At 31.6% G+C, this 21,572-nt stretch carries 16 protein-coding genes and 2 pseudogenes; 13 read left to right on the top strand and 5 right to left on the bottom strand.

Features of this window, described 5'->3' with window-relative positions:
• The first annotated feature begins 17 nt into the window (after positions 1 to 17).
• The 4 genes and pseudogenes from PG912_RS03245 (at position 18) to PG912_RS03230 (ending at position 3,197) form a co-directional block, all read left to right on the top strand.
• Positions 18 to 656, top strand: coding sequence for a phosphoribosylanthranilate isomerase (locus PG912_RS03245; RefSeq protein WP_275688459.1), 639 nt, complete (start codon positions 18 to 20; stop codon positions 654 to 656).
• A gap of 54 nt (positions 657 to 710) precedes the next feature.
• Positions 711 to 1,893, top strand: a pseudogene (trpB, locus tag PG912_RS03240) (tryptophan synthase subunit beta).
• A gap of 87 nt (positions 1,894 to 1,980) precedes the next feature.
• Complete coding sequence (gene trpA / locus PG912_RS03235) at positions 1,981 to 2,745, top strand: tryptophan synthase subunit alpha (protein WP_275688458.1); 765 nt, start codon at positions 1,981 to 1,983, stop codon at positions 2,743 to 2,745.
• A 26-nt stretch (positions 2,746 to 2,771) separates the two neighbouring features.
• The gene (locus PG912_RS03230) at positions 2,772 to 3,197 is read left to right on the top strand and encodes a GNAT family N-acetyltransferase (protein ID WP_275688457.1); all 426 of its coding nucleotides are present in this window, start codon (positions 2,772 to 2,774) and stop codon (positions 3,195 to 3,197) included.
• Positions 3,198 to 3,269: 72 nt separating this feature from the next.
• On the opposite strand, the pseudogene PG912_RS03225 reads toward PG912_RS03230, so the two are convergent.
• Positions 3,270 to 5,302 (bottom strand): annotated as a pseudogene (locus PG912_RS03225) (YgiQ family radical SAM protein).
• A 121-nt stretch (positions 5,303 to 5,423) separates the two neighbouring features.
• Here PG912_RS03225 and PG912_RS03220 point away from each other — a divergent pair.
• Positions 5,424 to 7,283: a M61 family metallopeptidase gene (locus tag PG912_RS03220; protein ID WP_275688456.1), complete on the top strand. Its 1,860-nt coding sequence runs from the start codon at positions 5,424 to 5,426 to the stop codon at positions 7,281 to 7,283.
• 275 nt (positions 7,284 to 7,558) lie between these two features.
• Positions 7,559 to 9,916 carry a zinc-dependent metalloprotease gene (locus tag PG912_RS03215; protein WP_408648412.1) on the top strand — a complete coding sequence of 786 codons (2,358 nt, stop codon included), beginning with the start codon at positions 7,559 to 7,561 and terminating at the stop codon, positions 9,914 to 9,916.
• A 56-nt stretch (positions 9,917 to 9,972) separates the two neighbouring features.
• Here PG912_RS03215 and PG912_RS03210 read toward each other — a convergent pair whose 3' ends face one another.
• Positions 9,973 to 10,710, bottom strand: a complete 738-nt coding sequence (locus PG912_RS03210) for a DJ-1/PfpI family protein (protein ID WP_275688455.1) — start codon at positions 10,708 to 10,710, stop codon at positions 9,973 to 9,975.
• A gap of 85 nt (positions 10,711 to 10,795) precedes the next feature.
• Between PG912_RS03210 and PG912_RS03205 the strand changes: the two genes are divergently transcribed.
• From PG912_RS03205 to PG912_RS03190, 4 genes are all read left to right on the top strand, one after another.
• Complete coding sequence (locus tag PG912_RS03205; RefSeq protein WP_275688454.1) at positions 10,796 to 12,727, top strand: CocE/NonD family hydrolase; 1,932 nt, start codon at positions 10,796 to 10,798, stop codon at positions 12,725 to 12,727.
• A gap of 2 nt (positions 12,728 to 12,729) precedes the next feature.
• The gene (locus PG912_RS03200; protein WP_275688453.1) at positions 12,730 to 14,178 is read left to right on the top strand and encodes a flavin-containing monooxygenase; all 1,449 of its coding nucleotides are present in this window, start codon (positions 12,730 to 12,732) and stop codon (positions 14,176 to 14,178) included.
• Positions 14,179 to 14,408: 230 nt separating this feature from the next.
• Positions 14,409 to 14,873, top strand: a complete 465-nt coding sequence (locus PG912_RS03195; protein ID WP_275688452.1) for an AAA family ATPase — start codon at positions 14,409 to 14,411, stop codon at positions 14,871 to 14,873.
• Complete coding sequence (locus PG912_RS03190) at positions 14,857 to 16,719, top strand: AAA family ATPase (protein ID WP_333780697.1); 1,863 nt, start codon at positions 14,857 to 14,859, stop codon at positions 16,717 to 16,719. The genes PG912_RS03195 and PG912_RS03190 overlap by 17 nt, the downstream gene beginning before the upstream one ends.
• A 64-nt stretch (positions 16,720 to 16,783) precedes the next feature.
• Here the strand turns inward: PG912_RS03190 and aat are convergent, their stop codons facing one another.
• The gene (gene aat, locus PG912_RS03185; protein WP_275688451.1) at positions 16,784 to 17,407 is read right to left on the bottom strand and encodes a leucyl/phenylalanyl-tRNA--protein transferase; all 624 of its coding nucleotides are present in this window, start codon (positions 17,405 to 17,407) and stop codon (positions 16,784 to 16,786) included.
• Positions 17,408 to 17,543: 136 nt separating this feature from the next.
• Between aat and PG912_RS03180 the strand changes: the two genes are divergently transcribed.
• The 3 genes from PG912_RS03180 (at position 17,544) to PG912_RS03170 (ending at position 20,070) form a co-directional block, all read left to right on the top strand.
• Positions 17,544 to 19,100, top strand: coding sequence for an NAD(P)/FAD-dependent oxidoreductase (locus PG912_RS03180; protein ID WP_275688450.1), 1,557 nt, complete (start codon positions 17,544 to 17,546; stop codon positions 19,098 to 19,100).
• Between the two features lie 78 nt (positions 19,101 to 19,178).
• Positions 19,179 to 19,808, top strand: a complete 630-nt coding sequence (locus PG912_RS03175) for a YqaA family protein (RefSeq protein WP_275688449.1) — start codon at positions 19,179 to 19,181, stop codon at positions 19,806 to 19,808.
• A gap of 22 nt (positions 19,809 to 19,830) precedes the next feature.
• Positions 19,831 to 20,070, top strand: coding sequence for a DUF1456 family protein (locus PG912_RS03170; protein ID WP_218771333.1), 240 nt, complete (start codon positions 19,831 to 19,833; stop codon positions 20,068 to 20,070).
• A 221-nt stretch (positions 20,071 to 20,291) separates the two neighbouring features.
• Here the strand turns inward: PG912_RS03170 and PG912_RS03165 are convergent, their stop codons facing one another.
• Together PG912_RS03165 and PG912_RS03160 are read right to left on the bottom strand one after the other, a co-directional pair.
• Positions 20,292 to 20,657 (bottom strand): DUF3127 domain-containing protein, encoded by a 366-nt coding sequence (locus tag PG912_RS03165; RefSeq protein ID WP_275688448.1) that lies wholly within the window; start codon positions 20,655 to 20,657, stop codon positions 20,292 to 20,294.
• 8 nt (positions 20,658 to 20,665) lie between these two features.
• Positions 20,666 to 21,526, bottom strand: a complete 861-nt coding sequence (locus PG912_RS03160) for a flavin reductase family protein (protein ID WP_260586233.1) — start codon at positions 21,524 to 21,526, stop codon at positions 20,666 to 20,668.
• Positions 21,527 to 21,572 lie beyond the last annotated feature (46 nt).

Raw genomic sequence — 21,572 nt, 5'->3', positions numbered from 1 at the left:
AACTGAAAGTCTGTGGAATGAAATACATAGAAAATATCCAACAAGTTGCAGCGTTACAGCCAGATTATTTGGGATTTATTTTCTATGAAAAATCAAAAAGAAATTTTGAAGGCATCATTCCTGATTTACCAAAAGAAATAAAAAAAGCAGGTGTTTTTGTAAATGAAATTCCCGAAATAGTGGTTTCATTAGTAGAAGAGTATGCTTTAAATATGGTACAGCTTCATGGTGATGAATCACCAGAATATTTACAAAAACTAACATCCATTTTTAAAGAAAGTATTGCAGAAAAACATCAAAAGGCAAAATACAAAATGCCTGAGTTGGTGAAAGTTTTTGGAATTAAAGATGCGTTTGATTTTGATTCTTTAAATCCATATTTAGAAACGGTGGATTATTTTTTGTTTGATACAAAAGGAAAAGAACGAGGCGGAAATGGAATAACTTTTAATTGGCAGATTTTAGAGAGTTATCCTTTTGAAAAACCATTCTTTTTAAGTGGCGGAATTGGACTAGAAGAAGCATCAGAAATTAAAAAATTACAAGCAACAGGTTTGCCTATTTATGCTTTAGATGTAAATAGTAAGTTTGAAGAGTCAGCTGGTTTAAAATCAGTAAAAGACATAAAGAAGTTTAAAGAAACTTTAAAAATATAATAAATCATCGAACAGAACCTTTTTTAGGTTGATGAAAAGTTAAAAAACAAAGAAATGGAATCAGAATTTAAACCAACTAAAGAAGGATATTACGGACAGTTCGGAGGTGCATTTATTCCTGAATTATTATATCCTAACGTTAAGGAATTAGAAGATAATTATTTAAAAATATTAGGTTCAGATGCTTTTCAGGAAGAATATAAAGATTTGTTACAGCATTATGTTGGTCGCCCTAGTCCGTTGTATTTAGCAAAACGCTTATCAGAAAAATATGGTGCAACTATTTATTTAAAACGAGAAGATTTAAATCATACAGGAGCTCATAAAGTAAACAATACTATTGGTCAGATTTTAGTGGCCAAACATTTAGGAAAAACTAAAATTATTGCAGAAACAGGTGCAGGTCAACACGGAGTAGCAACGGCAACAGTTTGTGCATTGATGGATTTAGAATGTGTTGTTTTTATGGGAGAAACCGATATAAAACGACAAGCACCAAATGTAGCGCGCATGAAAATGTTGGGAGCAAAAGTTGTTCCTGCAACAAGCGGAAGTAAAACATTAAAAGACGCAACCAACGAAGCAATTCGTTATTGGATTCAACACCCAGAAACGTATTATTTAATAGGATCTGTGGTTGGCGCACCCTTACCCAGATATGGTTGCACGATTACAAGCAGTTATTTCAGAAGAAATGAAAGTGCAATTAAAAGAATATACAGGTAAAGAAAATCCGGATACAATAATCGCTTGTGTTGGTGGAGGTAGTAATGCAGCAGGAGCTTTTTACCATTATTTAGATGATAAAGATGTTGAGCTAATTGCTGTTGAAGCTGCTGGTTTGGGTGTTAACTCTGGTGAAAGTGCTGCAACTTCTCAATTAGGAGAAGTTGGTGTAATTCATGGAAGTAAAACTATTTTAATGCAAGATGAATATGGTCAAATTGTGGAGCCTTATTCAATTTCAGCAGGATTAGATTATCCAGGAGTTGATCCTTTACATGCTTATTTACATGAAACTAAACGAGCGAAATTTATGAATGCAACCGATAAAGAAGCGTTGGATGCAGCTTATGAATTAACAAAAATAGAAGGTATTATTCCGGCTTTAGAAACAGCACATGCTTTGGCTGTTTTACCAAAAATGGATTTGAAAAAAGACCAAGTTGTAGTTGTTAATTTATCAGGAAGAGGAGATAAAGATCTAGAGACCTACATTAAGCATTTAGAAGATTAAAATAAATATCACCTTGAGTGTAGTTGAAATATTGTGACAATTTTAGCTTGTTCTCGACTGCGCTCGAACTGACAAAATTCAATAAAAATGAATTCAATAAAAAAAGTTTTTCAAAATCAAAGTCAAAATTTATTATCTATTTTCTTTACGGCAGGTTTTCCGAAGTTAGATGATACAGCAAAAATTGTTACTGATTTAAGTAATAGTAGGGTAGATTTTATAGAAGTAGGTTTGCCTTATTCAGATCCTTTAGCAGATGGTCAGACGATACAACACAGTAGTTCGGTTGCGTTAAGTAACGGAATGAACCTTGATGTAGTTTTTGAGCAGTTATTAGCCATAAAGAACACAAATAAAACACCATTGGTTTTAATGGGATATTTAAATCAAATTATAAAATATGGTGAAGATAAATTTTGTGAAAAAGTAAAAGAAACAGGAATTGATACTGTAATTATTCCGGATTTACCAATGATTGAATATGAAAATCATTATCAAGCATTGTTTAAGAAATACGGAATAACAAACGTATTTTTAATTACGCCAAATACATCGGAAGAAAGAATTCGTAAAATAGATTCGTTAACAGAAGCTTTTATTTACGTAGTAGCGTCCGCATCAATTACTGGGGCAAAAGGAGAGATTTCATCACAGCAAATCGATTATTTTAATCGAATTAACGCTATGAAATTACAAAGTAAATTAATTGTTGGTTTTGGTATTTCTGATAAGAAAACATTTACAACGGCTTGTAAATATATGAATGGAGCAATTATTGGTTCGGCTTTTGTTAAAGAATTGGACAAAAAAGGAACCGCAGGGATTAATAATTTTATAAAGCAGTTGCAATAAATCCGCTTGTTAGAAAACCTCAACTATTGAAAAAAAAGATTGCTGAAATCAAGCAAATTACCATTTCTGAAGTGCTCCCTATTCGACATAAAGTTATGTGGCCTGATAAACCGATGAGTTATGTTGAATTACCAAATGATGAAAAGGGCAAACATTTTGGATTATTTGTAAACGGAGAAATAACATCAATTATTTCTTTATTTATATCGAACAACGAGGCTCAATTCAGAAAATTTGCAACGTTAATCGAGCACCAAGGTTTTGGCTACGGAACAATATTATTAAACAAAGTAATCGACTTAGTAAAAAAAGAAAAAGTAGCAAAACTATGGTGTAATGCTCGAGTTGAGAAATCAAAATTTTATGAGAGATTCGATTTGACATCAACAACTAAAAAATTTAAAAAAGGCGGAATTGAATATGTTATTATGGAGAGAAATTTTCACAATTAAAGTCCATAAAAAAACTTAGTGCTTTTACACACTAAGTTTTTTTATTTTAAATATTTTACAAAAGAAGTTATATTACCTTCTTCTTTTTTTATTCTTAGGTGTTCTATAACTTTTACTTTCTTTCACCTCTGTTTTAGATCCTCTATAACTTTTAGTTTCTTTGTCTTCAGTTTTAGGAGCTCTATAATTTTTACTTTTACGCTGATTGAAAGGAACAGCATCATCAAAAGTGTTTTTTGCTTCTTTTGCTGATTTATTTTTCTTCCATGAGTTATTTTCGGGTAATAAAACTTTTAATAAGTCTTGTCTTCCTACTTTGTTTAACGTTTTTTTAATCCAGTCTTTGTTTTCTTTTTTATACCAAAAGAAAAACCTGTGCTGCTCTTCTTTTTCTTTGGCAGTTTTAGGTGTTTTAGTAGGTTTTAATGTATACGGATGATATCCACTATAATAAATTACCGTAGCAACCGTCATTGGCGTTGGCGTAAAACCTTGCACCTGCTCTAACTGAAATCCCATTTCTTTTGTTTCGGCAGCTAAATTTGCCATATCCTCTTTTTCACATGCTGGGTGATTAGAGATGAAATAAGGTATTAATTGAAGTTTTAATTTTTTCTTGATATTAATACGATCAAATCGTTCTTTAAACATATGAAAATATTTAAATGACGGCTTACGCATTAATTTTAAAACAGGATCAGAAGTATGCTCTGGTGCTACTTTTAATCGTCCAGAAATATGTTTTGTCATTACCTCTTCGGTATAGGCATCTAACTCTTTCGGATCTGCATTTTTATTAAATTCAGGCACCAACATATCGTGTCTGATACCACTTCCAATAAACGATTTTTTTATCTTCGGATGTGCATCAACAGCTTGATATAATTTTGTTAACGGCTTGTGTGAAGTATCTAAATTACTACAAATTACTGGCGATATACAAGAAGGAGCAACACATTTATCACAGATAGATTGTATTTTACCCTTCATCTTATACATATTAGCAGAAGGCCCACCAATATCAGATAAATACCCTTTAAAATCATCCATTTGGGTAACTTTATCTACCTCTCTTAAAACAGACTCTTCACTTCGGCTTGCAATAAATTTCCCTTGGTGTGCTGAAATAGTACAAAAACTACATCCCCCAAAACATCCACGGTGAATATTTATTGAAAACTTGATCATTTCAAAAGCCGGAATTGGCCTCGCTTGTTATATTTTGGGTGTGGTAAACGTGTAAAAGGTAAATCGAAAGACCCATCAATTTCTTTTTCAGTCATTGTAGGGTACGGCGGATTTATCATCAACTTCTTATCACCTACTTTCTGAAAAATACGTCGTGCTTTTAATTTATTTGACTCCTGCTCTATTACTTTAAAGTTAGAGGCAAACGTTTTTTTATCCTTTAAACAAGCTTCATGAGAATTGATTTCTATGTCTTCCCAATTTTTATTCTTCGGAAAATCTTCTCCTTTATCAACAAAAACAGCAGTTTGTTTAATTGTTTTTAAACTCGAAAACGGAACTCCTTTTTGTAACAATTCTACAACTTCTCGTAAAGGCTGTTCTCCCATTCCGTATACCAGCATATCTGCTTTAGAAGTTTCTAAAATAGACGGCAGTAATTTATCCGACCAATAATCGTAATGTGTAACTCTTCTTAAAGAAGCTTCAATACCACCAATTAAAACTGGTACATCAGGAAATTTATCTTTTAATATTTTTGAATATACTGATGTTGCATAATCCGGTCTAAATCCTTTATCGCCATTTGGTGTATACGCATCTTTATCTCTACGACGCTTACTAGCCGTATAGTTGCTCACCATCGGATCCATACATCCGCCGGTAACTCCAAAAAATAATCTTGGTTTTCCTAACTTTTCAAAATCCTGTAAATTATCATTTACACTAGGTTGTGGTACAATTGCTACTCGCAATCCGTAACTTTCTAGTATACGCCCAATTACTGCAGGATCAAATGATGGATGATCTACATATGCATCTCCACTAAAAAGAATTACATCTAATTCTTCCCATCCTCTTAACTTAACCTCCTTATTTGTAGTCGGTAACCAATCTGAAACTCGTCTTATTCTCATGCCGTTGCAAAGGTACAATGTTTTAGTTGATATTACCGCTCTTAAAATGGTGTTAAATAAACAACAAAAAGTGTAACAATTCATCTAAAATTAATACTTATGCAATAAATAAAAACTAATCATGAGAAAAATACTATTAGGAATCGCTTCTTTAGCTTTGTTAGCAAGCTGTTCTACTTACAAAACAGCTCAAAACAACAAACAAACAATAGAAATTGGAATCGACTTAAACACTGTTGTTAACGACAAAGTGATGGTTGAGGTAAATCCGCAAAAAATTAAAGAAGAGACCTTAGTATATAACATTCCTGCAATTGTACCAGGAACGTATGTGATGAGTAATTACGGGAAATTTGTTTCAGACTTTAAAGCTTTTGATTACAACGGAAAAGAATTAACTGTTAAAAAATTAAACAAAAACTCTTGGCAAATTAACAATGCTAAGACTATGGATAAACTTTCTTACTGGATTGATGATACTTTCGATTCTAAGAAAGAGCATAAAATTTATGTAATGGCAGGTACAAATATCGAAGAAGGAAAGAACTTCTTATTGAACCTACCAGGTTTTATTGGATACTTTAATGGTAGAAAAGAATTTCCTTATGAGATTTCGATAACGCATCCAACAAACTTATATGAAACTTCATCTTTAATTAACAAGAATACGACAAAGACTGATAATAGTAAAGATGTTTTTTTAGCGCCAAGATATGACGAGATTTCTGACAACCCAATTATGTATGCGCCATTAAATAATGTAAATTTTAACGTAAACGGAATTGATGTTAATTTAGCAATATACTCGCCAAATAACAAACACAAAGCGGCTGATTTAGAAGAAGCTTTAAAAACAATGATGACTGCGCAAACAAACTTTTTAAAAGGTTTTGAAACTACAAACGAATACAATGTGTTAGTGTATTTATTTGACTCTGAAGTTTATAAATTCCAAGGATATGGAGCTTTAGAGCATCGATCTTCTACAACTGTTGTGTACCCTGAAACAATGAGTAAGGAAAGGTTTGCTAGCAACATGATTAATGGAACAGTGTCTCATGAATTTTTTCATATTGTTTCACCTCTTTCTGTACATTCTGAAGAAATTCACTCGTTTGATTTTAACAAAGCAAACATGTCTGAGCATTTATGGATGTACGAAGGAATGACTGAATATTTTGCAAATCTTTTTCAAGTAAACCAAGGTTTAATTTCTGAAGAGGAATTTATTACTGAAATGAATAATAAAATTGGATCTTCATTACGTTTTAATGACGCAATGTCTTTTACTAAGATGAGTAAGAATATTTTAGAACCTGAATATGCCAAAAACTATAGTAATGTTTATTTAAAAGGTGCATTAATTGGAATGTGTTTAGATATTATTTTAAGAGAAGAGAGTAAAGGTACTTACGGTGTTAGAAACATGATGTTAGATTTATCTAAAAAGTACGGAAAAAACAAAGCCTTTAAAGATGAAAATATTATAGCTGAAATTGTAAAAATGACATATCCTTCAGTTGGTGAATTCTTTAAAACTCATGTACAAGGAGCAACACCTATTAATTACGAAACATACTTCAACAAAATAGGAGTTGCAAAAGAAACAAAAACTGAAAATTCAACTTATTTTTTAGATTCTAAAAGACAACCTTTTATTTCTGTAAATAGTGATAAAAAAATATTCTTTACTCCAAGAACTAATTCAGCTTTAGTAGCTTTAGGTATTAAAGCTGGTGATATTTTAGAATCTGTAAACGGAGAAAAAATTTCGTTAGCCAACATTCGTCCTATTTTAGGAAAAACAATGCAATGGAAAGCTGGTGACACAATAACAATGGAAATTACCAGAGATGGTAAACCTGTAAAAATATCAGGAAATTACGTACAACCAACTAGTAAATCAACTGGTTTAGTAATAGAAAAATTACCTGCAACAAACCCAAAAGTAATTTTACGAAATGCTTGGTTAAAAAACTAAACCATTCTTAGTTTTTTTAAATTTAAAAAGGCAACCAAATTGGTTGCCTTTTTTTGCTTTAACAATTTATTAAGAAGAATACAACTTTCATTTAACTAAATTCGGTGCTTCATATTCAAACCAAATACAATGACACAAAGATTACTTTCAAGAATTTTGATTGTATTTCTTTTTTTAGGCGTTTCTTTAAACACTGAAGCACAACGTAAAAAAAGAAAAAAAACGACAAAAAGGCTGCTGCTGTAAAACCAAAAAGCAAACCAGATAAAAACGCCATAAAGCCTTATAGCAAAGTCGTTACCAAAAAACATAAAACTGATAAAGGTTTATTTAAAATCCATTCGAAAGACAATAACTATCTGTTTGAAATTCCAGATTCGTTATTAAACCGTGAAATGTTAATGGTTACCAGAATTGCTAAAACCGCAAGCGGAATTGGTTTTGGAGGTGGAAAACAAAATACGCAAGTGTTACGTTGGGTAAAAAATCAGAAAAAAATATTATTAAAAGTTGTTTCACACAATGTAGTTGCAGATTCTATTTTACCTATTCACGAAGCAGTGGCTAATTCTAATTTCGAACCTATTCTTTTTGCTTTTCCTATAAAAGCATTCAGTAAAGATTCTACAGCTACAGTAATTGACGCTACTCCTTTATTTGCTACAGATGTTAAAGCAATCGGATTTCCTCAATTTAGTAGAAAAAATTACAAGATTTCTAAAATGGATAAAAACCGATCATATATTGATCGTATGAGTAGTTATCCAAAAAACATTGAAGTTCGCCACGTAAAAACTTATGTTGCTGGTAAAGCGCCATCAAACTCAAGTGTTGGTGCCGTTTCTTTAGAATTAAGTAACTCTATGATTTTACTTCCTAAAGTACCTATGAAACGTCGTTATTTTGACGAACGTGTTGGTTGGTTTACAAGTTCTCAAACTGATTATGGTTTAGATACTCAAAAAAGTAAATCAGTAACTTATTTAGACAGATGGCGTTTAGAAGTTAAAGATGAAGATTTAGCTAAATTTAAGAGAGGTGAATTAGTAGAACCTAAAAAACAAATTGTTTATTATATTGATAGAGCTACGCCTAAAAAATGGAGTAAATATATTAAAGAAGGAATTGAAGATTGGCAAGTTGCTTTTGAAGCTGCTGGTTTTAAAAATGCAATCATCGCTAAAGATGCACCAACAAAAGAGGAAGATCCAGAATGGAGTCCTGAAGATGTTCGTTATTCTGTAGTTCGTTATTTAGCCTCTCCTATTCCAAATGCAAACGGACCTCACGTTAGCGACCCTCGTTCTGGAGAAATTTTAGAATCTGATATCAACTGGTATCATAATGTAATGACTTTATTACATAACTGGTACTTTATTCAAACTGCGGCGATTAATCCTGAAGCTAGAAAAAATAAGTTTAAAGATGAAATTATGGGGCGTTTAATACGTTTTGTTTCTTCTCACGAAGTTGGTCATACCTTAGGTTTACCACATAACATGGGAAGTTCTGCTGCTTATGCTGTAGACTCTTTACGCTCTGCTAGTTTTACTAAAAAATATAGTACAGCTCCCTCTATTATGGATTATGCGCGTTTTAATTACGTTGCACAACCAGAAGATAAAGGTGTTGCTTTAATGCCTAATATTGGACCTTATGATAAATATGCAATGAGCTGGGGATACCGTCCTATCTTAAACACTTCTGCTAAAGATGAAAAAGCTATTTTAAATAAATGGATTACTGATAAAAAAGGAGATCCTATTTATAGATTTGGTCATCAACAAGTAAGAAATACCATCGATCCAAGTTCTCAAACTGAAGATTTAGGAGATGACGCTATGAAAGCAAGTGCTTACGGTATTAAAAACTTACAACGTATTTTACCTCGTTTAGAAGAATGGACTACTGAAAACGGTGAAGGCTATCAAGAGTTAAAAACAATGTATGGTCAATTAGTTGGTCAGTTTAACAGATATATGGGACATGTTAGCTCTAATATTGGTGGAGTTTACGAAAACTTTAAAACTGCTGATCAAGAAGGTACAGTATATACACATACCTCGAAAGATCATCAAAAAAGAGCCTTAGCTTTTGTTAATAATGAGTTATTTAAAACACCTACTTGGTTAATAGATCAAAATATTATTGCAAAAACACAATATTCTGGTTCTGTTGATGAAATTAGAAGCTTACAAGTACGTACTTTAAACAAAATTTTAAAAACTGGTCGTTTAACTCGTTTAATTGAGAATGAAGTTTTAAACGGAACTAAAGCGTATACTTTTGTAAATATGATGACAGATCTTAGAAAAGGGATTTGGGCTGAACTATATACAAATAAAACAATTGATGGTTACAGAAGAAATTTACAAAGAGCACATTTAGATCGTTTAGACTTTTTATTAAACAAAGCTAAAAACCAAAGCGGAGTTAGAAGAAGCGGAGGTTATTTTAAACAAACTGCAGTAAATATTAGTCAATCTGATATTAAAGCAGTTGTTAGAGGCGAATTAAAAAGAATACAAAGAGATATTAAACGTAGTATTCCTAACGCTCGTAACACAATTTCTCGTTACCATTTACAAGATGCAGCAGATAGAGTTAATACTATTTTAAATCCAAATAAATAAGATTAATCTATTTATATAAAATTTAAAAAGGCAACCAAATTGGTTGCCTTTTTTTATTAATCATTTATAATAAAATGCGGTATTTTAGCAACATTCCAATCTATTACCAAACCTTGTGCTAATGATTTTGCTATATCTGGCTCGTATAAATACTCACATAAATAAAGTGATGCCTCAAAAGATTTTGCGCCTCCGGCAGACGTAATATATTTTCCGTCGTGAACAAATAACACTTCCTTTCTAATATCTAAATCAGGAAACATGGTTCGCATTTTATCAATATCCGAAGGAAATGTAGTTGATACTTTTCCGTTTAAAACTCCAGCCTTTGCCAATACAAAAGCGCCATCGCAATGAGAAGTTATAAACTGCGCCTCTTTATCAACCATTTGTACAAATTCAATCAGTTTTTTATTTTCTAAATCGGTATCTAAATGATGTTCCGCACTTGGCACCACTAAAATATCAATCTTTGGTAAGCTATCTTTTAAATAATTAAAATCAGGCAAAATTCGCATTCCTTCAAAAGTAGTAATCGGTTTATCAGTATCAGCAACCGTAAATACATTCATCGGTTTAATTCCTTTTCTAAAAACAGTATGTTGAAAAATATCAAACGGCGCTGTAAGTTCCGTATTAAAAGTTCCGTCCATTATTAAAAACGCAACATTGTACCTGTCTTTTTTTAATTTAGGAAACACCTTTTTGGTTACCTCTTTCTCTGTTTTGCTGATGTTTTTTTCACCGCAACCAATCAACATTAAAACAATAACACTTAACATTAAAACTCTCATAAAATACATTTTAACGCTAAAATATTAAATCTAGCTTGCTTTTAGCATTCGTTTTTTATATTTACTACTTAAATAACCAAATCACATGAAATCATTTTTAAAATTCTTGTTAATTATTTCACTTACAATTAGTAGTTGTACTTCAAAAAACACAGAAAAAATTGAAGTAGACACGAAAGTAAAAAACACCTATGTAAAAGATAACTTTACTAAAAAAGAGGTTACTATTACGATGCGCGATGGTGTTAAATTACACACCACTATTTACACCCCTAAAGACACGAGCAAAACCTACCCAATTTTAATGCAAAGAACACCTTACAGTTCTAGACCTTATGGAGACGGTAAATTTAAAACCAAAATTGGTCCGAATACCATTTTAATGAAAGAAGGAAACATTGTGGTATATCAAGATGTTCGTGGTCGTTGGATGAGCGAAGGTGTATATGATAATATGCGTGCTTATATTCCTAATAAAACACCAAAGCAAGCTGATGAAACTACCGATACTTACGATACCATTGATTGGTTAGTTAAAAACACACCGCATAACAACGGAAAAGTTGGTACATGGGGAATTTCATATCCTGGGCATTACGCTACGGTTTCTGCAATTGATGCGCATCCTGCTTTAAAAGCAGCCTCACCACAAGCTTGTATTGGCGATTTCTTTTTTGATGATTTTCACCATAACGGTGCATTTTTGTTAAGTTATTTCAGAGCAATTTCTTTATTCGGAACTTACAAAGATCAACCAACGGATTCTGCTTGGTATTCTTTTCCTAAAATGGATACACAAGATCAATATCAATTCTTTTTAGATAAAGGATCTTTAAAAAACCTCAACGATTTTTTTCAATATGATAAATTAGATGTTGCATCAACTAAAAAGAAAGATCAAATTGATGATTTTTTCTGGAAAGAAATTGTAGAACATCCAAATTATGATGAAACTTGGCAAAGCAAAGGAATTATTCAACATTTAGATAAAGTTCCGTCTACCGTAGCAACTATGATTGTTGGTGGTTTGTTTGATGCTGAAGATTTATACGGCTCTTTAGAAACCTATAAAAACATAGAGAAAAATCAACCTAACAATTACAATACGTTAGTTTTTGGCTCTTGGGATCACGGTGGATGGGCAAGAAATAAAGTAGCCAATAAAGTTGGAAACTATTATTTTGGAGATTCAATTTCTTTAAAATTTCAGAAAGAAGTAGAAACAAAATTCTTTAATCATTTCTTAAAAGGTGACGGCTCTAAAAATAGCGGGTTACCTGAAGCATACGTTTTTGATAGCGGTAAAAAAGAATGGAAATCATATGATGTTTGGCCTCCAAAAGAAGCGAAAAAACAATCGTTTTTCTTATCATCAAATCAAGAATTAACAGCATCAAAAAAAGACAATTCTAAAGTTGATTTTATAAGTGACATTAAACGTCCTGTTCCATATTCTGAAGATATTAAAACCGTATTCACACCAAGAAAATACATGACGGATGATCAGCGTTTTGCTGCACGTAGACCAGATGTGTTGGTTTATGAAACGGAGGTGTTAACAGATGATTTTACGTTAGCTGGTGATATTTTAGCTAAATTAAAAGTAGCAACGACAGGTTCTGCTGCCGATTGGATTGTTAAAGTTATTGATGTGCATCCTGCAGATCTAAAAAACGACAACAAAGAAATGCAATCGCATTTAAAACTAAGTAATTACCATATGATGGTTCGTAGCGAGGTTTTACGTGGTCGTTTTAGAAATAGTTTTTCGAATCCAGAACCGTTTACACCTAATATGAAAACGGATGTAAATATTAAATTACAAGATGTATTTCACACCTTTAAAAAAGGACATAAATTACAAATACAAGTACAAAGTACCTGGTTTCCTTTAATTGATTTAAATCCGCAAACCTATGTAGACAACATCTACAAAGCTGATGAGAAAGATTTTAAAACACAAACACATTCAGTTTTTTCAGATTCTAGTATTGAATTTACGGTATTAAAAAAATAATGATGGCTACAAATCATACCGACGTATTAATTATTGGTGCCGGATTATCGGGTATTGGCGCTGCTTGTCACCTATCAAGAAAAAACCCTAACAAGAGTTATAAAACTCTTGAAATGAGAGCCGAATTAGGCGGTACTTGGTCGTTATTTAAATACCCAGGAATTCGCTCTGATTCGGATATGTATACCTTCGGATATTCTTTTAAAACATGGGATGCTTCTAAATCATTTGCCGATGCGCCATCTATTTTAGAATATCTAAACGAAGCTACTGACGAATATAAAGTACGTGATAAAATATGTTATAACGAAAAAGTAATTTCCGTAAATTTTGATACTAAAAAAGCAATTTGGACGGTTATTACTCAACATCAAAAAAGTAAGAAAGAACATACTTATACTGCTAATTTTTTATTTTCATGCAGTGGTTATTATAGCTATAAAAGTGGTTACACGCCCGATTTTGAAGGGATGACTAATTTTAAAGGAACCATTATTCATCCGCAGCAATGGCCTGAAAACTTAGATTACACCAACAAAAAAGCAATTGTTATTGGTAGCGGAGCAACTGCTGTAACCTTAGTGCCCGAAATGGCTAAAAAAACAGCGCATGTTACCATGGTACAACGCTCGCCAACCTATATTGGTGCGCTACCTAATAAAGACAAAGTTGCTGGTTTTCTAAAAAAAGCACTGCCTAAAAAAACGGCACACAAAGTAATTCGTTTTAAAAACATTCTTTTTTCGATTGCTTTTTACAACACCTCTAAAAAGTTTCCGAATTTTATGAGAAACTTTATCATTAAAGGGGCAAAAAAGCAATTAAAAGGTTTTCCTGTCGAGCCTCATTTTACACCAAACTACAATCCGTGGGATCAACGTTTTTGTGTGGCGCCTGATGGCGATTTATTTAAAGCCATAAGAGAGAAAAAAGCATCTATAGAAACCGATCATATTGATTGTTTTACAGAAAACGGATTGCGTTTAAAATCAGGAAAAGAACTTGAAGCTGATATTATTATTACGGCCACAGGTTTGCAGTTGGTTGCCTTTGGTGATGCTAAAATTAGTGTTGACAACATTCCTTTTAATCCTTCGGATAAATTAACTTACAAAGGCTTGATGTTAAATGACCTGCCTAACTTTATCTTTTTTGCGGGTTATACCAACGCTTCTTGGACATTAAAAAGCGATTTAACAAGCGAATATGCAAGCCGACTTATTAATTTAATGGATAAAAAAGGACATAAAGTTGTGGTACCTAAAGTTAGTGATATGAATATGGAAACTGTACCGCTTATTAATTTAAACTCGGGTTACATACATCGTTCTACAGCAAACTTACCAAAACAAGGAAGTAAATTCCCGTGGAAATTATATCAAAATTGGATTTACGATTATTTCACATTACGTGTAAAATCAGTTAAAGATGATACTTTAAAGTTTAACTAATTATTTGTACCAATTGTAACGTCAACCTGAACTTGTTTCAGGTTCGCATCATAATATATAGTTTCTTGTAAGTATGAGATTCTGAAATAAATTCAGAATGACGCGTTGTTATTTAGTTTGATTTATATTCTGTAAACAACTAAATTCGTTGTTGTGTGATATTCATTATAAAAAAAAGGATGTTTTAATAACTACCATTAATCAACAGTCATACTCAAAAATCAAATTAAATGATTGAGAAAATTAAAGGAGTATCAAATTTTGGAATATTCAAGAATATAGAGAGTAATCCAAAATATAGTAATTTTAATAAACTAAATCTATTTTACGGATTAAACGGTAGTGGTAAATCAACGATATCACATTTATTTTCTTTAATTGAATCAAATGAATCCATATCTAGGTTTCCAAATTCAAAATGGAGTTTTGAAAAAGGCGGAAAAATTTATTCCGAATCAGACAAATTTGAAAGTGATTTTAATATTAAAGTTTTCAATGCTGATTTTATAGAGCGTAACATTAATTGGAACGATACAATTAAAGGAATTCTTGTCGTTTCAAATGATAAAAATGAAGAAATATTAAAACTAAAGGATAAGAAAAAAGAAAAATCAAAAATTAGTTCGTCTATAGCTCAAAATGAATTAACACTTAACGGAGAAAGGAAACAAAGGTTTAATAAGAAACAACAGTAATTTCCTGTCAGAATCTGCAAAAAACATTAAACAAAAGTTTCAATTAATTGAGGTTGAAGATAAACACTTGTCTAATTATAATAAAACAAAAATTGAAAGTTCTTTAAATAAAAATAAAGATAATATTAGAAAAGCTTCATTGACTATTCAAGAAATTGAAAAGTTAGCTCAAACTATAAAGCCACAAGACAAAGATAGAATTGAAACACCTGACTTTTCAGTTTTATCTCAAATAACTTCCGGTTATGAAAAAATAATTTCATTATTAAATTCAAAAATAACATCAGAAGTTATTGATGGTTTAAAGAATGATTTTAAAAAATCTGATTGGGTTAAATTAGGACTTGAACTGCATAAAGCCGAAGACAATTGTTCTTTTTGTGGAAATAACATCTCTAAACAACGTATTTCTACTTTAAACAATCATTTTAGTGATTCTTTCAAAAATCTACAAGAACAACTATCTAAAGCCATTACTTGGATAGATGAACTAAAAACAACAGAATTGCCATCTTACAAAGCACTTTATAAAGAATATCAAGCTGAATACGAGGGAATTAAAAAGAATATTGATTTTGAGAATGAAAAACTAATAAAAGCACTTGATAAATGGAAAGAAATACTTAAAACTAAGGCTTCAAATCCATTTGAAATTCCTAAAACTTCAGTTTTAAATTTTAATGAAACCAATTTAATTAAGCTTTATAAAAAGGCAACAGAAATAATTAAAAGCCATAACAAAAAATATTTAAGTGCTTCGACAATTATACAAGAGGCAAAGAATAATCTTGAAATTGAGTACATTAAAGATGAAATTAAAAGATATGATTTTTATAAGCAAAAAAACATTGAACTACATACTATTCAAAAAAACAAGGAACTTCAATTAGAACTTGAAAAAATAAAAATGGATATCAAACAATTGAATTCATTAATTTCTACGGAAGCTCTGGGGGCTACTAAGTTTAATAATGATTTATGGAAATTCTTAGGAAGAAAAGATATAGCTTTAGATCCACAAGAAAAAGGAGGTTATAAGTTACAGAGAAATGGAAACCCTAACACAAACGGGAATCAATTAAGCGAAGGAGAAAAAACAGCAATAGCTTTTGTTTATTTTATAAATAAAATATTAGAAAAAAACAATAAGATTAAAGATACAACCATAATAGTTGACGACCCAATTTCAAGTTTTGATTCGAATAATTTATTTAGTTCGTATTCATACCTAAAACTAAATTGTAATGAAGCGAAGCAATTATTTATATTAACACATAACTTCAATTATTACAGACTTGTAAGAGATTGGTTCGAAACCAAAAATAAAAAGCAAAATCAGAAACACCGAAAAGACCCTTCTAAACCAGAAACCATATGTAATATTTACTCAATAGAATCGAACTTTGATACTAATCAAATGCGTTTTTCTTATATTAAAGATGCAGACCCTACTCTCTTAGAATATACCTCAGAATATCATTACTTGTTTAAAAAACTAATAACTTATTCTAATGAGACTCATTTAGATTTAGACAAAGCCTATTTATCTGCAAATGCTTCTAGAAAAATACTTGAAACTTTTCTAAAATTCAAACACCCTAAAAGGTTAGGTGATTTTAGACAATTATTACAAAAAGGGATTCAAAATACATCATTTAAAGACAAAGAAGAATATATCTATCGTTTTATAAACAAATATTCTCACGCACAGGACTTTGATAATGATTCCTCTGACAACAAACTGGACGAAGGTTCCAATGTTATAAAAGATATTTTGAATCTAATTAAAGAAATTGACGAAATTCATTACAAAGAAATGATTGAAGTTTGTGAAAAACAAACTTAAACCTTATGTAATTTATAAAGACACTATCTCATAAAGTGTGTAATTTTTAAGTAACAAAACCCACTTACAACATCTTCAAAAAATCATTTCTATCAATTTCACGAGCGCCTAAACTTTCTAAATGTTCGTTATGCACTTGGCAATCTATGAGTTTGTATCCGCCATTTTTGGCTAAGTGAATAAAAGCAACTTTACTCATATTACTTGCTTTACTAAACATACTTTCTCCGCAAAAAACCCCGTTTCCGGTATCAACTCCGTACAGACCCGCTACGAGTTTATCATCAATCCAAACTTCAATAGATTTTGCGATTCCTTTTTCGTATAAATTAATATAAGCATCTTCCATATCATCAGTAATCCAAGTTCCTAACTGATCATTTCTATCAATATGGCGACAATTAAAAATAACATCGTTAAACGCTTTGTTTTCGGTAATTGTAAAACCTTCTTTTCGCAATACTTGACGCATCGATTTAGAAACTTTTACTTCCTGAGGAAATAAAACCATACGTTCTGGTGGCGAATACCAAACAATTGGTTCGCCTTCATTAAACCATGGGAAAATTCCGTTTTTATACGCATGTATTAACCGTTTGGCAGATAAATCTCCACCAAATGCCAAAACACCATCTTCATTTGCGAATTCGTAAGGCGGAAATACTATTTCTTCGGGTAACCAAATCATATAAAAACTGTAATAAACACTGCAAATATAATGCAGTTTTCACCATACTAATAATAAAAAAACTGCTTTGATTTCATTTTTTATAATTCTTGAAGAAATAAAAACGTATCAATTCAATTTTGCATAATTTTGCAACATGGTAAAAGAACTTCAACTACGCGTTAATTTAATAGAAGAAAAGAAAGAAGATATCTTAAAAAAGAAAGCTTCTAGAAAATTAGACATCGCTATTACTAACATAACTACTGTAAAAGTGTTACGTAAATCTATCGATGCGCGTAAAAAAGACGTGGTTTTTAATTATAAAGTAGCGGTTTATATTAACGAACCTTTACCTGATACTCCTGATTATATTTTTGATTATCAAGATGTATCTAACGCAAAAGAAGTTCATATTATTGGCTTCGGATCTGCAGGAATGTATGCAGCGCTTCGTTGTATAGAATTAGGTTACAAACCAATTGTTTTAGAACGTGGTAAAAATGTACAAGATCGTCGTAGAGATTTACGTGCTATTAATCAAGAGCATTTTGTAAATGAAGATTCTAATTACTGTTTTGGCGAAGGTGGTGCCGGAACCTATTCTGACGGAAAATTATATACCCGTAGTTTAAAACGTGGCGATGTTCGTAAAATATTCGAAAACTTGGTGCACCATGGTGCTGCTGAAGATATTTTAATTGATGCGCATCCGCATATCGGAACGAATAAATTGCCGAAAATTATTCAGAATATTCGTGAGAATATTATAAAATACGGTGGTGAAGTTCATTTTGATACCCGCGTTACCGATTTTGTAATAAAAAATAGTAAGCTACAAGCCATACAATTGCAAAACGGAAATGAAATGACTGTGAATTCAGTAATTTTAGCAACGGGGCATTCGGCAAGAGATATTTACGAATTACTTGATAGAAAAGATATTTTATTAAAAGCAAAATCATTTGCAATGGGAGTTCGTGTAGAGCATCCGCAAGAAATTATTGATCAGATTCAATATAGTTGTACTGGCCAAAGAGATGAATTATTACCTGCAGCGTCATACAGCTTGGTGCATCAAGCAAATAACAGAGGTGTATATTCGTTTTGTATGTGTCCTGGTGGATTTATAGTGCCGGCTGCAACTGCAAACGGAGAAGTTGTTGTAAACGGAATGTCACCTTCTCGTAGAAACAACAAATTTGCCAATTCGGGAATTGTCGTTGAAATTAACATCGATAAAGACTTATATAAATATGAAAAATTCGGTGCGCTTAAAGGTTTAGAGTATCAGAAAGATTTAGAAAAACTAGCTTTTAACGCTGGTGGAAAAAGTCAGGTTGCCCCTGCCCAACGTTTAACCGATTTTGTAGAAGGTAAATTATCGTCAAGTTTAAACGAAACTTCTTATCAGCCAGGTTTAAACTCAGCACCAATGCATTCTTTATTACCAAAGTTTATTGGTAGTAGATTGCGTAAAGGTTTTGATGCTTTTGGAAGAAAAATGCACGGTTATTATACTGCCGAAGCAAATATTATTGGAGTAGAATCTCGCACCTCATCTCCGGTAAACATCCCTCGAAAAGAAAATTTAGAACACCCACAAATAGAGGGTTTATTTCCTTGTGGAGAAGGTGGTGGTTATGCAGGTGGAATTATATCTGCTGCAATGGATGGAGAACGCTGTGCTGAAGCTGCAACTGCTAACTTATAATTAACGATATTTCTTTGATTTATTTCTAATTACCTTGTATTTTTGCATTCTCTAAAAGATGCTTAGAGACGTAAGTAAATGAAAGTTAAGAAAAGAAGAAATAAAAAGAATGTAAAACCACACGTTAAGCGGTTACACAACTACTACCAACGTACCGGTTTTTACATGTTTATTTGGGAAAGTTTAAAAAAAGCTTTTTGGCCAATAGTAGCTGCAGTTGTAGGTATATTTTTATTTAATAAATATGTTTATAATATTAACGACGGTTTACAGACGGTTACCGAAACTTTTTCTAGACTTGGTGTATTAACTACTTTTTTCATTTCTGAAACAATACTAGGTTTAATTCCGCCAGAGATTTTTATCGCTTGGTCTAAAAAAACAGCAGATCCTGTTTTAAATTTATCGCTATTAGCAACATTATCTTATTTTGGTGGATTAACGGCTTATTTTATAGGTAGAGCTTCCTTAAAAATTGCTTCTGTAAAACTTTATTTAGAAGTTAAAATGGCTAAAAACCTTAAAAACACCAGTAAATGGGGTGGCTTTTTAATTTTAGTTGGTGCCTTATTACCATTACCTTTTGCTATTAGTTGTTTAACAGCTGGTATGATTAAATATCCGTTTAAAAACGTAGTGCTTTTTGGACTATTTCGTTTTTTACGTTTTGCCATTTACGCTTGGGCCATTTTTAAAATGGTTAATTAAAACAATAAAATATATTATTACTATGGGATTAACGAACAACGATATTTTTAAAAAATTAAGAGTAGCTCACAAATTTCGTGATACTGATATTATTGAAATCTGTGCTTTGGTTGACTTTAAAGTTTCTAAAGGTGAATTAGGTGCTTTTTTTAGAAATGAAGAGCATCCTAAATATATGGAGTGTGGCGATCAAATTCTTAGAAATTTCTTAAACGGATTAGTAATTCACTTAAGAGGACCAATGCCTAAAAAGGAAAAATAAAAACGACATAGTAAAAAATAATAAAAAGCCTTCTGATAACAATATCAGAAGGCTTTTTCCCTTAAATACATCTATAGTCTCTAGCTAATAAATGATACTACAAATGTATTTTAACTTAACTACGTAACAAAAGGGATATCCGCATTTAAAGGTGTGGTTTTACGTAAAACGAAAAAAGAGAGCCACAGGCTCTCTTTTTTGTATATATACTCCTTTTTATATTAAAAAGGTAAATCGTCTGGTTCGTTAGCAGATAAATCTGGTGCTGGTTGAAACTGATCTACAGGAGGTGTGTTTTGAGATGAAGCTTGTGCTAAATTCTCTATTCTCCATCCTTGAATCGAGTTAAAGTATTTTGCAACTCCTTCTGGATTAATCCATTCTCTACCTCTTAAATTAATAGATACTTTTACATCTTGACCAACAGCATAACTATTTAAAACATCACATTTATCCTGTACAAATTCAATCATAATCATTTGTGGATACTGCTCATCTGTAGTAACAACTAATTCACGTTTTCTAAATCCGCTAGCTCCAAATGTTTGTGTTTCGTTAATTAATTTAATCTTCCCTATAACTTCCATATTCTTATCTATTTAATTAAAAGCACTTTCCAAGCACTTTCTACATCATTACTCTTTAAGTATTCTTGTGCAAATGTATGTTTTTTTTCAGTTGAAAGCGAAACATATTTTGGATGTTCTTTCGCAAAGTTATTAACAGTTTCTTCATTTGGCAACTGCTCTACATTACCTAACATGCCTAAATTATTACCTGTTAAAACAGCACTATTTCTAATTTCAGTCGGAATTTGATCTACACCAATTCCTAAAGTCGAAATTGGTTTTGGAATTTCAAAAAATCCATCTCTTGCCCTAGAATAATAGCTTCCTCCTGCCCTAGCAACTAAATCTATTTTATGTTGATCTATACTTCCGTCTTCAGCTAAAACATCTTCATTAATATGTAATTTAACCACTTCGCAAACAATTAAATTCCCTGCGCCTCCTTCGGTTCCGGTATAAATAATATCGGTTACTTTACATTCAAATTGTACGGGTGATTCTGCTACTCTAAAAGGAGCTACTTTATCAGAAGGTAACATTGTAAATCCTGCTTTTTCAAACTCATTAACACCCTTCGGATACATGGTGCTGCTTAATGACATTTGTTGTACAATATCATAATTTACCACATTAATAACCACTTCTCTTGTTTCTTCAGCATTATCTAACGTATGTTTTGTTTTATTACCTCTTACACTTCGTGCTGGAGAAAAAATTAACATTGGTGGATTAGCTCCGAAAACATTAAAAAAACTAAACGGTGATAAATTCGGATTTCCTTCTTCATCAATAGTACTTGCAAAAGCAATAGGTCTTGGCGCTATAGCACCTAATAAATAACCATGTAGTTTTGTTACAGGCAATTCTTTAGGATCGAGTGATAACATATTTTATTTTTTAATGTAAAGATACTACGCTTTTACAAATTAAGTT

Origin of the sequence: Tenacibaculum retecalamus (assembly GCF_027941755.1) — a bacterium.
GTDB lineage: Bacteria > Bacteroidota > Bacteroidia > Flavobacteriales > Flavobacteriaceae > Polaribacter > Polaribacter haliotis_B.
The sequence above is the reverse complement of the archived record's forward strand: the minus strand, read 5'-3'. Positions and strand labels throughout refer to the sequence as shown.